At 47.4% G+C, this 14,491-nt stretch carries 11 protein-coding genes; 3 read left to right on the top strand and 8 right to left on the bottom strand.

Features of this window, described 5'->3' with window-relative positions; genetic code table 11:
• Positions 1-55: 55 nt before the first annotated feature.
• The 5 genes from FEN17_RS19660 to FEN17_RS19640 form a co-directional block, all read right to left on the bottom strand.
• The gene (locus FEN17_RS19660) at positions 56-955 is read right to left on the bottom strand and encodes a nucleotidyltransferase family protein (protein ID WP_138367106.1); all 900 of its coding nucleotides are present in this window, start codon (positions 953-955) and stop codon (positions 56-58) included.
• A gap of 134 nt (positions 956-1,089) precedes the next feature.
• On the bottom strand, positions 1,090-1,416 hold the full coding sequence (locus tag FEN17_RS19655; protein ID WP_138367105.1) for a HesB/IscA family protein: 327 nt from the start codon (positions 1,414-1,416) through the stop codon (positions 1,090-1,092).
• An 84-nt stretch (positions 1,417-1,500) separates the two neighbouring features.
• Positions 1,501-2,436 carry a homoserine kinase gene (locus FEN17_RS19650; RefSeq protein WP_138367104.1) on the bottom strand — a complete coding sequence of 312 codons (936 nt, stop codon included), beginning with the start codon at positions 2,434-2,436 and terminating at the stop codon, positions 1,501-1,503.
• Positions 2,437-2,460: 24 nt separating this feature from the next.
• Positions 2,461-4,917 carry a bifunctional aspartate kinase/homoserine dehydrogenase I gene (gene thrA / locus FEN17_RS19645; RefSeq protein WP_138367103.1) on the bottom strand — a complete coding sequence of 819 codons (2,457 nt, stop codon included), beginning with the start codon at positions 4,915-4,917 and terminating at the stop codon, positions 2,461-2,463.
• Positions 4,918-5,006: 89 nt separating this feature from the next.
• A complete protein-coding gene (locus FEN17_RS19640; RefSeq protein ID WP_138367102.1) occupies positions 5,007-5,747 on the bottom strand; it encodes a hypothetical protein in 741 nt (246 codons plus the stop codon).
• Between the two features lie 208 nt (positions 5,748-5,955).
• Here FEN17_RS19640 and FEN17_RS19635 point away from each other — a divergent pair, with 208 nt between their 5' ends.
• Positions 5,956-6,207 carry a hypothetical protein gene (locus FEN17_RS19635; protein ID WP_138367101.1) on the top strand — a complete coding sequence of 84 codons (252 nt, stop codon included), beginning with the start codon at positions 5,956-5,958 and terminating at the stop codon, positions 6,205-6,207.
• Here FEN17_RS19635 and FEN17_RS19630 read toward each other — a convergent pair whose 3' ends face one another.
• On the bottom strand, positions 6,208-9,162 hold the full coding sequence (locus FEN17_RS19630) for an FAD-binding and (Fe-S)-binding domain-containing protein (protein WP_138367100.1): 2,955 nt from the start codon (positions 9,160-9,162) through the stop codon (positions 6,208-6,210).
• 203 nt (positions 9,163-9,365) lie between these two features.
• On the opposite strand from FEN17_RS19630, the gene FEN17_RS19625 reads away from it, so the two are divergent.
• Positions 9,366-10,823 (top strand): TlpA family protein disulfide reductase, encoded by a 1,458-nt coding sequence (locus FEN17_RS19625; protein WP_138367099.1) that lies wholly within the window; start codon positions 9,366-9,368, stop codon positions 10,821-10,823.
• Positions 10,824-10,946: 123 nt separating this feature from the next.
• On the opposite strand, the gene FEN17_RS19620 is transcribed toward FEN17_RS19625, so the two are convergent.
• The gene (locus tag FEN17_RS19620) at positions 10,947-12,203 is read right to left on the bottom strand and encodes a sensor histidine kinase (protein WP_138367098.1); all 1,257 of its coding nucleotides are present in this window, start codon (positions 12,201-12,203) and stop codon (positions 10,947-10,949) included.
• The gene (locus FEN17_RS19615; protein ID WP_138367097.1) at positions 12,200-12,877 is read right to left on the bottom strand and encodes a response regulator transcription factor; all 678 of its coding nucleotides are present in this window, start codon (positions 12,875-12,877) and stop codon (positions 12,200-12,202) included. The genes FEN17_RS19620 and FEN17_RS19615 overlap by 4 nt, the downstream gene beginning before the upstream one ends.
• A gap of 167 nt (positions 12,878-13,044) precedes the next feature.
• Between FEN17_RS19615 and FEN17_RS19610 the strand changes: the two genes are divergently transcribed.
• Complete coding sequence (locus FEN17_RS19610) at positions 13,045-14,475, top strand: TolC family protein (RefSeq protein ID WP_138367096.1); 1,431 nt, start codon at positions 13,045-13,047, stop codon at positions 14,473-14,475.
• Positions 14,476-14,491: the final 16 nt, after the last annotated feature.

Below are 14,491 nucleotides of genomic sequence, written 5' to 3'. Positions count from 1 at the left end.
GCTGACAAAACCAAAACGGGCGACCCAAATGGATTGCCCGTTTTTTGTTTTAATGTTAGTCCCAAAGCTTCTTGGGATAATCCCCCAGCACATGCAGCGCCGCAAGCGAAGCCTGCACCGCAGGTTTGTCCTCAGGATAAGTCACTCCAAACCAGTCTGATGATGTCTTAAAAACCAGGCAGTCGCCGAGGCCGCTTTTGATAATATGTGTCATCACCGTCGGAATGTAGAATTCCGCTTTGGGCGTGTTGATGTTGGCTCTTGAATAAGAATCGAACAAATCTTTCGTAATAGGGAACATGCCCGGTTTGAAGCCCCAGAAATTCATGGAAACCGGCGTCTCGGGCGAGAGTTCGGTTTTGATCCCTTCTTCTTCGAAATAAATATGTCCATTTTCAGGAAAGATCTTCGTCCTTTCCACCACCGATTCCAGGTTGTGATCTGCTCTTTCTACGCAAATACCCCTCGATACTGTCCCATTTTCAGACAAGGTACGTTTCAACTCGTAACCAATCATGGCGTGCTGGTTGGGGTTCATGTCATTTTGCAGGAAAGATGACATGGTTTCGAAAGCATCCAATCCGTAAAAATCATCCGCATTGATCACCGCGAAAGGTGTGTCGGTTTGTTCCCAGGCGCATAACGTGGCATGGCCTGTGCCCCAGGGTTTGGTGCGCTCCACGGTTCCCAGATCCTCCGGGACGTAGGATTGGATTCCCTGGATTGCAAAGTCGTAGTCGATTTTACCAGCCAGTTTCGGCGCGAAGATGGCTTCGGCGCTATCCTTGATTTCCTGGCGGACGATAAAAACGACCTTACCAAAACCGCTGCGGATGGCGTCAAAAAGGGAATAATCTATGATGGTTTCTCCGTTGGGGCCAAACTGGTCGAGTTGCTTGATACCCCCGTAGCGACTGCCGATGCCGGCTGCCAGGATCAAAAGAGTTGGTTTCATTCAAATAGTTTTTAAGAGAAAATATCGCTGTGTGCAGCGATATGTGCATCGGCAAAATAAACCCATTCAGCACGATAAAAAAAACGCGCTCCGGGTTTCAGAGCGCGTTTAATAAAAATAAAATATTTAAATATCTATACCGCAAAGCTTTCGCCGCATCCGCAGGTACGGGTCGCATTGGGGTTGATAAATTGAAATCCTTTTCCGTTCAGGCCATCTGAAAAATCGAGCGTCGTACCGGCCAGGTAAAGCAGGCTTTTCTTATCCACGATGATTTTCACGCCTTTATCTTCAAAAACCATATCATTAGGCTTGGAATCGGAATTGAATTCGAGGTTATATGTTAATCCTGAACAACCTCCGCCCAAAACACCCACACGGATCTGATAATCATCCACAAACCCGTCGGCCTGACGAAGTTCCACAATCTTATTTTTGGCGGTATCGCTTACAGTAACCATGATCTTTTATTTTGTATTCAAAACAATTAACATTCGCACACTTCCTGAAAGTTCACCGGAAATTTCAAAAATCTAACCTTAACATTAATCGGTCAAAATCATCGCCCCACCTTGGTTGATCGCCGAAACATGGATCGCCGATTCAATGCCAGCCTGCGCAAACCGCGCCCGCATCGCAGTTGCAGCATTATTCGCATTTTCCAAACCTCTCGACAAAGCAAACATTGACGGTCCGGAACCTGAAATACTGCACCCCAAAGCACCATTTGAAAGCGCCGCCTGCTTCACTTCTTTAAAATCCGGGATCAAAATAGACCTCACCGGTTCAATAATTACATCCACCATCGAGCGGCTTATCAGGTCGTAATCCGATTTCATTAAACCCGCTACCAGCCCGGCCACATTGCCCATTTGAGCGATTGTATTTTTAAGCGAAACCTCATTTTTCAGGATAAATCGGGCATCTTTTGTATTGATCTCAATGTCTGGATGCACCAATGTGCAGTAGAGATCATCGGGCACCGGAATCGTAAAAATATCCAGCGGGTTGTAGCTGCGGATCACAACAAACCCGCCCAAAAGCGACGGCCCAACATTATCCGCATGCGCCGAACCGGAAGCGATACGCTCGCCTTCCATCGCAAAAGGCAGTAATTCCTGACGCGTAAAAGGCTGGCCCAGCATTTCATTGATCGCCATCACACCCGCCACCGCACTTGCCGCACTGGATCCCATTCCGCTTCCCAAAGGCATATTTTTATGCAAAACCACCTCGCAGCCAAAATCTTTAATGCCCAAATGTTTCAGCATGTGCAGCATGACGCCAGTCACCGAGTTCTTCTCCGCGCTTCTGGGCAACCGACCTTCATCACCAATAATGTCTGCAATCACAATCCCCGGCTCATCGCACCGCCGCAATTCCACCACATCCCCCGGCTCCTTAATCGCAAACCCGAAAATATCAAACCCACACGCCACATTAGCCACCGTAGCCGGCGCAAAAGCTTTAACTGAATTCACTGTAAATCGTTTGGTTGGAGGTTTCTAACCCAAATAGCTACTAATACTCATAATGTCCGCAAACACCCCTGAAGCCGTCACTTCCGCCCCGGCACCCGGCCCTTTGATCACCAGCGGGCGGTCCTTGTATCTCTCCGTGGTGAAGGAAACAATGTTATCGCTGCCGGATAGTGTGTAAAATGGATGCTGGGCGTCTACTGTTTTTAGTTCGATGGTTGCTTTTCCGTTTTCTAATGTCGCGATGTAGCGGAGCTTTTCACCGTTTGCTTCGGCTGCCGCCTGGTTATCGGCGAAATATTGGTTGGAGATTTCCAGCTCTTTAAAAAATGCGTCGACGGTTGGCGCATTCAGGCAGTTGCCGGGCAGGATTTGCGAGATCACGATTTCTTCCGGTTCCAGCGGCACGCCTACTTCTCTTGCCAGGATCAGGATTTTACGTCCTACGTCTGCCCCGCTCAAATCGTCACGCGGGTCGGGTTCGGTAAAACCTTTGGCTTTCGCCTCCTTCACTACGTCTACAAAACGGTTTTCGGAATTGAAATTATTAAAGATATAAGACAATGTTCCTGAGAGGATTGCCTCGATTTTCAGGAATTTATCGCCGCTCGACATTAAGCCTTGGATCGTATTAATGATCGGCAAACCAGCGCCCACATTGGTTTCATATAAGAACTTAACACCACGCTGCAAAGCCGTGCGCTGCAAGGAAAGATACTCGGAGTAAGAGCCGGAATTCGCCACTTTGTTGGGCGTCACGACAGAAATACTGGCATCGAGGAGCATGTGATAATATTGCACAATGTCCTTGTCGGAAGTGCAATCCACGAATACACTGTTTGGCAAATTGAGCTCAATCATGCGCTGCACGAAGGCCGGCAAATTGGTTTTCACGCCCTCATCCATCACCCGGTCGCGCCAGTTTTCGGGCTTGATGCCGTCCGGATCGAGGAACATTTTCTTGGTATTGGAAAGGCCGGCAATGTTGAGGTTCAGGAGCTTTTCTTCGCGTAGGTATTTTGTTTGATTTCTGATTTGCTCCAATAATGTGCCGCCAATCAATCCTACACCCACAATAAACAAATTGAGCGAGCGGGTTTCTGATTGGAAAAATACGCCGTGGATCGAGTTGAGGGCTTTTGACAAATCACTTTTCGCGATTACCACGGAAATGTTCAGCTCCGAAGAACCCTGCGCTGTGGCAACTACATTAATGCCATTTTTACCCAAAACCGAAAACAGCTTGCCGGAAACGCCGGTGCTCTTTTTCATGCCTTCACCCACAATCGCAATAATCGACAGGTTTTTTTCAATCGAAATGCTGTCTATATGCCCGAGGCTGATCTCGATTGCAAACTCTTTTTCCAGAACTTCCGTCGCCCGCTGGGCATTTTTCGGGTCGATGGAAAAGCAGATCGAATGTTCGGAAGAGGCCTGCGAAATAAGGATGACGCTGATCGCATTATTGGAAAGTGCCGTAAACAAGCGTCCGGAGATACCTGCCACGCCGATCATCCCGCTGCCCTGAATGTTAACCAAAGCAATTTCATCAATCGACGAAATCCCGGTGATCGCATAGTCCTTACCGTTCGCAGCTTTCTGAACATACGTACCTTCAAAATCCACATTGAATGTATTGAGGACTTTCAGGGTAATGTTCTTCGCAAATGCTGGCTGCAAGCTCGGCGGATAAATCACTTTCGCACCGAAATGCGACAATTCCATCGCCTCGGCGTAAGAAATCGAAGGTATCGTAAATGCATTCGCCACTTTTCTTGGATCGGCAGTCATCATGCCATCCACATCCGTCCAGATTTCGATAGACTCTGCTTCCAGCGCTGCACCCAATATGGATGCTGTATAATCAGATCCGCCACGGCCCAAAGTTGTCGTAACTCCCTCAGCAGTAGACGCAATAAAACCCGTCACGCATTGCAGCGCGGAGGTTTTGGCAAAATATTCTAAAATCTGGTGATTGGTAATTTCAAAATTGACATCGCCCATCCCGTAAGTAGCATTGGTATGGATGATCTGGCGGGCGTCGCAAAACTCGGCATTGATGCCTTTACTTTTCAAAATTTCGGTGATCACCATTGTAGACAGCCTTTCCCCGAAACTCATGATGAGGTCTAATGTTCTCTCAGACAGTTCTTTAATCCAGGAAACGCCACGTAGTATATCTTCCAGCTCATTGAAAAGCCCACGTACTGCGGCAAATGTACTGCTCTGATTTTTGACAGGAATCAAACCTCTGACGACCGCAAAATGTCGCTCCTCGACGCCTTTAAGAAAATCAATATAGTCCGTATTCCCGGCAACGGCCATTTTACCGATCTCGATCAGCCTGTTCGTGACGCCGCCCATCGCGGAAAAAACGACCGCAAAACGCTCGTTTTTTGCCAGATTTCCTTCAATAATATTGATTACCGTCTTAATGCTGTCAACCGAACCGACAGAAGTGCCGCCAAATTTCAGAACCTTCATTGAATGCTATTTCGAATACGCAGTTTGGATTGGCCCAAAACCACCGTTTTGAACCGGCTGCAAATATAGCAATTCAAACGCCGGTTGTCTCAAAACGCCAATCCAAAACCTGCACCGGCGTTTACCACGCCCACAAAGCGTTTTTCGTGGATCCGGTCATTGTATTTATAAGTACCCCGCGTAACCTCCACCGAAACATCCTTGATCTCCGCCTCGGCACCAATCATATCCGCACCGATCTGGAAAAACAAAGCGCCCGCCAGCGGCAGCCGCAAACTTAGTCCGCCGGCCAGGCCAAATGCTGATGTAGAAGCAGGTATCAGGTTCACATTCAAGGTTTCACCGCCTGATTTAGAAGTGCCGACGAGGTTGACGGATGGGGAATTTGCCCAGATTTTTCCCGCCTGCGCATGCAGCTCGATCTGTACCCGTTTGAAATTGATATACAAAGCCGGCCCAAGCATCACTGCATTCAGTTTCCATCTCGAAACCCTTGACTGCCAGTTATATGTATCATTCAAAAGCTCTGCGTAAGTATCGGCTTTTTCGAGGATCGGGGCGGAATTGGTGTTGTTAATGTTCATACTTCCCGAGGCGCGCAAACCCAACCATCGGAAAACGCGGAAGTCGTAATTGGCCTGGCCGAAGTAGCCCGAGCCGGTTAATCCTGCAAAAGGGTCGTCGAGTTTCTCACGGGCAAGCTCCCCTACCGGCAAGCTGTACCCTCCTGCGACGGAGAAAAAACTTCTTGTATTCTGAGCTTGTGATTGAATGGAAAATGCTAAAAATGATAATAATAGAAGTGCCTTTTTTGTGGAGTTGAGTTGCATGAAGGTGGCTATAAGTTAGAGGTACGCAGCATTTCGAAATCAAATTTCAACAATGCTAACATCAATTATATCGGTTTTATTACATTTTCCGTAAATCACTTTGTTTGGGGAAATTTTATCAACACAATGTCATATTCTGTCCTGAAAACGGCTGTTTTTAGTATTGGTATAAAAATGGTAGATGTGAGAGAAACTAAATCAATGAACCATGAACAGGCAAGAAACAGATAAACAAGCCAGGGCAACCAAAAACACCGGAAACGTTTGGAAATGGATTCTCGGTGTAGGCGTCGTTTTGATGCTGGTAGCTTTCTGGGGAGGCTTTTTCAATCACAACGAAAAATTCAGTGAGTCCGAAAATGCTTCTCAGAGCACCAGTGCAGCCGATTCGGTAGCCGATACCACTGCCCAGCAAATCTCGACGGATACTATTAATAAAGACGTCAGGGAAAATCAATAGCTACTTTAATAATGCATTCCATAAGATCTCAACCGGATGTAACGCTTTACGTCCGGTTCCATCTTTAATCTGATGCCGACAGCTGGTCCCGGCCGCCGCAACGATCACTTCCTCAGGCTGTTGCCGAACTGTTGGAAACAAAACCAGCTCCCCGATTTGCATTGAAACTTCATAGTGTTCCTCTTCATAACCAAAAGAGCCTGCCATACCACAGCAGCCAGAAGGTATGAGTTGCACTTTGTAATTTTCGGGCAGGGACAACGCTTTTTTTGAGGCAGTTAATGTTGACAATGCTTTCTGATGACAATGACCATGCAGCTTAATGAGCTGCTCTTTTTTTGTAAAAACACTTTTATCAATCCGTTTTACATCAATTTCCCGGGCGATGAATTCTTCAAAAAGTAACGCATTTTCCGAAATCTTCCTGGCGTCTTCGCGCTGATTTTCAGGGACTAAATCAACATACTCGTCCCGGAATGAAAGTATTGCAGAAGGCTCTATTCCTACCAGCGGCGTTTCGTAGGTGATTTTATCTTTCAACAAACGTACATTCTCAGCCGCCAGTTTCTGTGCTTCCTTTACAAAACCTTTGGACAAATAAGACCGTCCCGACTCGTGATGCTCGGGGATAACTACCTCATAACCTAATGTTTCCAGAAGTTGCACCGCCTTTTTGCCGACCTCCACATCATTATAATTGGTAAACTCGTCGCAGAAGAGATATACTTTTTTTGTAAAGGTGTTTTTGGAAGACTTCTTATGCTTGTCCCACCACTGTTGCAATGTCTGGCTATGCAAAAGCGGCATGGAGCGCTCCGGGTGAAAACCGACCATTTTATTGGCGACTTTCCTTAATGCCGGTGTACCAAAAACGCCATTAAAAGCCCAGGGCGCGAAGGAGGCCAATTTCATTTGTTTGGAAAAATTTGCGATCAGTTTGCTGCGAAGCGGTATTCCATGTGTCTCATAATATTGCTGCGTAAACTCCGCCTTCATTTTCCCGATATCCACGCTCGACGGACATTCCGATTTGCAGCCTTTGCAGGAAAGACAGAGATCCAAAACTTCCTTCACCATTTCCTGGCTTGCCGAAATGTGCTCTTTTTTGTCGGCAGGCGTCAGATATTGCCTGAGAATGTTGGCGCGCGCGCGGGTGGTATCCCGCTCTCTTCGGGTTGCCATATAGCTCGGGCACATGGTGCCGCCGGTCAATTCGGTTTTGCGACAATCGCCTGAGCCACTACATTTTTCTGCCAGGCGCAACATGCCTTCCTGCGCTGAAAAATCGAAAATGGTCTGGATTTCCGGCTGGGTTTTATCCTGCTGGTACCGCAGAAACTCGTTCATCGGCGGGGTATCTACAATCTTGTTCGCGTTGAAAATTCCATCCGGGTCCCAGATTCGTTTCACCTGCCTGAACATTTCGTAAACCTCCTCGCCCATCATGAACGGGATAAACTCGCCCCTCAACCGGCCGTCGCCATGCTCACCTGATAATGCACCATTATATTTTTTGACCAAAACCGCCGTGTCCGCCAGCACTTTACGGAAAAGCTGTTTGCCTTCTTCGGTTTTCAGATTGATCATCGGCTCCACGTGCAACTCGCCCGCGCCAGCGTGTGCATAATAAGATGCGTGCAGGTTGTGACTGCGCAAAAGTGTTTCCAGCTCGGCAATATATTCCGGCAGATCTTCCACGGCTACGGCGCAATCTTCGATCAAATTGACCGGCTGCGTGTCGCCCGGCAGGTTTCTGATCAGTCCCAATCCCGCTTTCCGGATATCCCATGCTTTGTTCGCATCGTCACCAAAAAGTAGCGGATATGCATATCCCAGACTTTCTGATTTAAGCTGCGCTACCAAAGCATTTGCTTGATTTTGAACCTCTTCCACATTCAATCCCCAGAATTCAACCATGAGCAAAGCCTCCGGGTCGCCTTCCATGAAAAAACGGTTTTGAGAATACACAGTATGATTTCTGGTAAAATCCATGATGTACTTATCCACCAGCTCAGAAGCCTTAGGATCAAACTGCATTGCGACGCGGTTGGCGTGCAATGCTTCGGCCACAGAATGGGTGTGAACGCAGACTACGCCGACAGCCGCCGGCGGAACGTCCACCAGCGCCAGTTTCGCCTCTGTTACAAAACATAATGTTCCCTCCGAGCCGGCAATCAGGTTACAAAGATTGATTTCGCCATTTTCGAAATTCCTGACCAGCGCATCCAGCGCATAACCCGAATTTCGGCGGGTTACGGTCGGTTTTGGAAATTGCTTTTTAATTAAATCCTGATCGATCGGATTAGAAATCAGCCCGAACATTCCCGCCAGCACCGATTGTTCGCGCTGACCTTTGGCTTGTTTTTCGCGCAGTTTTGCTGTGTATCCCGCAATGTTATCCTTCTTAAAAACTGCTTCCATACCATCAGAAAGCAATGTTTTCACTTCCAGCAGATGGTCCCGCGTGGTGCCCCAGGTGATAGAATGCAGCCCGCAAGAGTTATTCCCGATCATCCCGCCGATCATCGCGCGGCTGGCCGTAGATGTTTCGGGACCAAAAAGTAAGTTGTATTGTGCCAAATGTTTGTTCAAATCGTCCCGGATCACCCCCGGCTGCACCCGCACCCACTTTTCTTCGGCATTGACTTCCAGTATTTTGCCGAAATGTTTGGAGATATCCACTACAATTCCCTTCCCGACAACCTGCCCCGCCAGCGAAGTCCCGGCTGCCCTGGGAATCAATGTGGTTTTATGATTTCTGGCAAATTCGATCAGCTTTTGAATGTCGGCGGTATTGCGCGGTAATGCCACGGCCAGCGGCATTTCCTGATAAACCGAGGCGTCGGTCGCGTAGATTGACTTTTGTGCCCGGTGTAAGGTAGAGTCGTCAAAGTACAACTCTCCTTCAAACTGCGCACGCAAAGCATTGAACTGGAATTGGGAAACAGGATTCATGGTGTCTAGGAAAATGACGGGCTAATTTAGGGGACAAAAATCACTTATGCGCGCCAATTTGATTTTTGCTGAAATTGAATCAAAAGATGTTTTTCCAGTTGAAATCGGCGTACATCCGACAGCCGGGAAAGCTGCGGGCATTACGTATATTGGCACAGTTTTTACACACCAACATTCAAAAGAACTGTTACAAAACCGTAATTATGAAAAAATTCAATATACTGATCCTCACACTTATCAGTTGCTACACTTTTGCGCAGAACACCGCGACAATCACCCTTACCGCTTCCAAACAAGGGCCTACTACCGCCACAATAGTCCAGGAGGATGTTCATTTCCACCCCAACCTGGGCATTGGGTTGGCGGATGTTGAACTGAAACCCGTCGTATCTGTCAATTTTAATGAGAAGGTTTCTGAAAAATCCGTTATCCAGCTCACTGAACCTAAAATGATGCGGCTGCAATATGGCGGCGGGGCAGTCAACAAAACCTGGATGCTTTTTCTGCAACCCGGCGACGACCTCACAATTACATTTTCTGAAAATGCAGACGTGACTTTCGCCGGAACGAATGCCAATTACCAGACATTCCTGAAAAATTATTTTCTGGAAAATCAGTACCAATACCTGCCTGTTTTTGGTTACAAACCTTCACAAATAGATAACAAAAGTGTTGTGCAGCAGAGCGATAGCCTCAAAAAAGTCCGGATGGAAGCTTTTGAAAAATTTAAAACGGCTAATCCTGCGGTACCTGCATTTGAAGCTTACGTAAATGCCACCGCCATCACCGAACCCGCATTGACCCGCCGCGCGATCCAGGAAAAAATCATGCGTCGTAATCGCGTCGTCATGTTGGATCCGGCACAGCGTAAAGAGTTGGAAGACGCTACATTAGCCGATTTCAAAATCCTGCCAGATGAAGCATTGTTGAGCCAGGCCTATCGCGACGAGCTGCGTAACTGGGCACTGATTCCATCGACCCGGAAATTTCCGCTGCAATCCCAAAGCCGGTATGAAATCAGCCCGGAGGCTTTGAAAGATGTATATGCATCAAGCAAGGAAAAACTCGCCAACTACCCCAAACAAAAAGAATATCTGCTCACTTACTGGCTCAACTACGCCGCGACCGCCATCCCGAGCGTGGAAACCAGCAAAACATTACTGGCCGATTACAAAACAACATTTCCGCAATCACCTTACAGCGAGTACATTGCCAAGCTGATCGCTGTAAAAGAATCTTTGCAGGCCGGTACAGCCGTGCCCGATATTACGCTGCTCAATACCGACAGTTCGGCTGTGAGCGTCAGCTCTTTGCAAGGTAAGCCGGTGTGTATGGTGTTCTCTTTCACCATAGGACAACACGAGCCAGGATTGAAGGTTTTGGAAGATAAATACGGGGATAAGGTGAGCTTTGTGTACGTTTCAGTTGCCACCGGCATTCCGCTTTCGACCTGGAAACAATACGCCAAAGACCGCCCGAATGCAAAACATTTGTGGGCTTCGGATGAAAATATTGAGATTTTGAAGGAGAAATACGCCATCGATATTCGCTACCCTTACCTGGTGATCGATAAAGCCGCCAAAGTTGCAAACCGCTGGGTACCACAGGAATTTCCTGATAATAAAGCCCTGGAAACCGAATTGCAAAAAGTTTCTCAATAAGCTGGTTCGAAGCTCCGCTTCGTACCTAATATTTGTAGGCCTCCGGCCGGTCTTGGTATGCGCGATCGGCCAGAGGCCTACGAATATTTCGTCACGAAGCACAGCTTCGCGCCAACGTTTGCGTTAGCTGATGCGGATGGTGTGCAGGGTTTCGATGTTTTGATAGGTAATCTGCAAACCTGCGATGTCACAGATCTGCTTCACGATAGCCAGCCCAAGTCCAAGCGATTCTGAGCCTGAGGATTCTTTTTTAAATCTTTCAAAAAGCCGCTCTGGGTCGGCGGTTAAATGTGCGCCTGTGTTGCTGATAGTGAGATAATCATTCCCCGATTCAACGTTGAGACTGCCTCCCGCGTAATTATGCCGGATTGCATTGCTAAGCAGGTTTGACAGAAGAATGTCAGCCAATGTCGGCGACATTACGCTGAGAAAACTTCCTTCCGATTTTACTTCAACATGGATATTCTTGTGGCTGAGAATATCCTCAAAATCTCGCAACTTATCCTGCACCAGCGCTGTCAAATCCAGCTCTTCCTGCTCCGTAAATTGCTGATTTTCAATTTTAGCCAGTAATAAAAGTCCCTGATTTAGCCGCGACATTCTCCGCGCAGCGTGGTAAATTTCTTCGATCCAGTAAGTCTGCTCCTGGCCTAAATCCTTTTTCTGGATGAATTGCTCTACCCTAGCATTGATCAGCGCGAGTGGGGTCTGGATTTCGTGGGAGGCATTTTCGGTGAATTCGCGCAGACTTTTATAGTCGTGCTGCATTTTAGAGGCCATTTTTTCCATCACATCTCCCAGTTCATTGAACTCCGTGATTTCGCTGCCGGCCATTTCCAGCTTGTCGTTTTTGGTCCAGTCGAAATGCTTGATGCGGGAAAGTGATTCGTAAAATGGCTGCCACAAATCGCCCGACATACGTCTGTGAAAGAGGTACATACTGATCATCAAAAGCCCCAGAAAGGTGATCATCGCCGCCGAAATCGCCTCGATGAGCTTATAGGATTCGATCATCGATTTCCTGATCGCCACTTTGTATGGACTCCCGCCGATCAATGTGTAAAAAGTCAGTTGCCGGAAAGGATCGACACTTTCTTCGTATCGGTTGCGGATCAGTGTGTCCGTGAATGTCACTTCGTTTTTGAAATTCCCGAGCACAGGTACCACTTCAATCTTATTTTCAACAAAATAGGAATTGTTTGTCCAGGTATCATTCGTCCGCACATAGGTTTCGAAATCCCTTTTTTCTACGCGCAGGCGACTTTCTACCTCATCATAAATCATGAATTTGATGATCCAGTAAAAAGCGATGCCGACCGCCAGGTAGATAAAAAGCGAGGTAAAAAGATAGATCCGGCTTGTTTTTTCGAGCAGTTTCAAGGCGCGGCGAATTTATAACCTATACCATAAATAGACTGAATGTAGTCGTTTCCACCTTTTTCCAGAATTTTCCGCCGCAGGTTTTTAATGTGCGAATACACCATATCCAGCGAATCTGACGAATCCATGTGATCGCCCCACAAATGTTCTGCAATGGATTCCTTTGTGAGCGCGACGTCAATGTTGGAAAGAAAATATAGCAAAAGGTCATACTCTTTTCGGGACAGCACACATTCTTTTTGACCCACAAAAACCCGCCGTGCCTGCAACTGCACGCGGATTTCCTTCCAGACCATATCATTATTTCCCCCAAAATTCCGCCTGCGGATCAGCGACTTAACCCGCGCATTCAGCTCCGACAAATGAAAAGGTTTGGTCATATAATCATCCGAACCAATTTCCAATCCTTTGATCTTGTCCTCCAAGGTGTTACGTGCCGAAATAATAATGATACCGGTAGCAGCCGCAATCTTTTTCAATGTCTGGACAATGTTAAAGCCATCACCATCGGGCAATGTCAGGTCCACAATCGTGCAGTCATATTGGTATAAACTGATTTTCTCATCGGCTTGCCAGAAAGTACTTGCCACCTCGCACACAAAACCTTCTCGCGAGAGGTAGTCCACAATGCTCTCCGCTAATCCTTTCTCGTCCTCGACAACCAGTATTTTCATTTCAAATCAAAAAGATACTTGCCAAAAGTAGCCCCGGAAATTGGAAACATTTAGGAAGATAAGAATTTATCGTACAGCACTTTGCCAGCCCGCTCTTTCCCAAATGTTTCCAGAATTGCCGTCTAATTTCGACTGAAAATAAAATTTCAGGATTTATTCATCACTCCATGTTTCTTTCCTTAAAACCCCAATCCCCGATCCGACAAAAGTATTTCATCAGCATCCGGAATGCACTGTTAATCACAGGTTTCCTGATCATTCCAAAACTTTCACACGCGCAAACGGAGAAACTCCGGTTGCAGGAAGTGCTGGAAGAAGGCAGGCAGAATTTTCCTTTTTTAAAATCTAAAAAAGCGGAAGTCAGAAGCGCGGAGAACCGCATTAAGTCAGCCAAAACCGATTATCTACCTACACTGGTGGTGCAGGACCAATATACATTCTCGACCAATAACAGCGTTGCCGGCGCATTCTGGCCCAATGAAGGCAGCGCGATTTCCCCGTCGGGCGGTATCCGGCCGGAGAACATTTACACCGGCGTTTTTGGAAGTTTCACCACTGCATTGGTCGACTGGCGGGTTTTCAATTTTGGAAAAGTAAAAGCGAATGTAAATGCTGCGAAAGCGGATTTAAGCAGAAGCCAGGCTGATTATGAAAATGAGCTTTTCCAGCACCAGGTACGGATTGCAGATGCTTATCTGGTTTTATTAATTAATCAAAAACTCGTAGAAGCTCAGCGGCAGAATTTGCAGAGAGCATTGGTTTTCAAGCAGGTAACGGATGCCGCGGTCAGTTCAGGCATGCGACCGGGCGTGGATAGTTCGCTTGCAGCAGCCGAATATGCCAAGGCAAAGTTGTCACTTCTGGAAAGTCAGCGCGCAGAAAAATCGCAGGGCCTGAGATTGTCGGAACTGACTGGCCAGCTGCGGGATAGCGTGCAGATCGACACGATGGGTTTTTACTCGCAACTGCCAGTTACTGACAGTCAAAATGAATCATTTCTTAAAAATCCTGCGCTGCTTTTTTCGCAGTCGCTCATTGACGCTTCGAATGCAAGAAGCCTGGCGGTGAAAAGAGCTTACCTGCCCTCAGTTTCAATTTTGGGTGCAGGCTGGGGACGTGGTTCTGGGGTTTCCAATAAAGACGATTCTTTCCGGACCGACTTCGGAAGCGGGGTTAAGTTTCAGGTTTACAATTATTTATTTGGCATTTCTACCAGGTGGAACCTGACCAACATTATTAAAGTCCGGAATGACTACAAGGCCGAGCAGTTCCAGGTGGAGCGTTTTAAAGAGCTTTATCAAACACAAAAACTGCAACTCGACCGCCAATCCAAAGATGCGGAAATGCAGCTGCAACTTTCGCTGGAACAGGCGCGGCTGACGCCCGTACAGCTCACCGCAGCCCGGCGCGCATTCAACCAGGCGGAAGCCCGGTACCAGAGCGGCCTTACCGATTTATTCACTTTGGCCCAGAGCGTCAATGCTTTAAATCGTGCAGAAGTAGATCGTTTCGTCACAAACGGGAATGTCTGGCGCGCGCTCCTCATGAAAGCCGCCGCCGCCGGTGACCTTTCCATTTTCCTCAACCAGGTCAAATAGTCCTTAACTGAAATAT

It is taken from the genome of Dyadobacter luticola, assembly GCF_005860805.1.
GTDB lineage: Bacteria > Bacteroidota > Bacteroidia > Cytophagales > Spirosomataceae > Dyadobacter > Dyadobacter luticola.
Note: the sequence above shows the minus strand (reverse complement) of the source record. Positions and strands in the feature narration are given on the sequence as shown.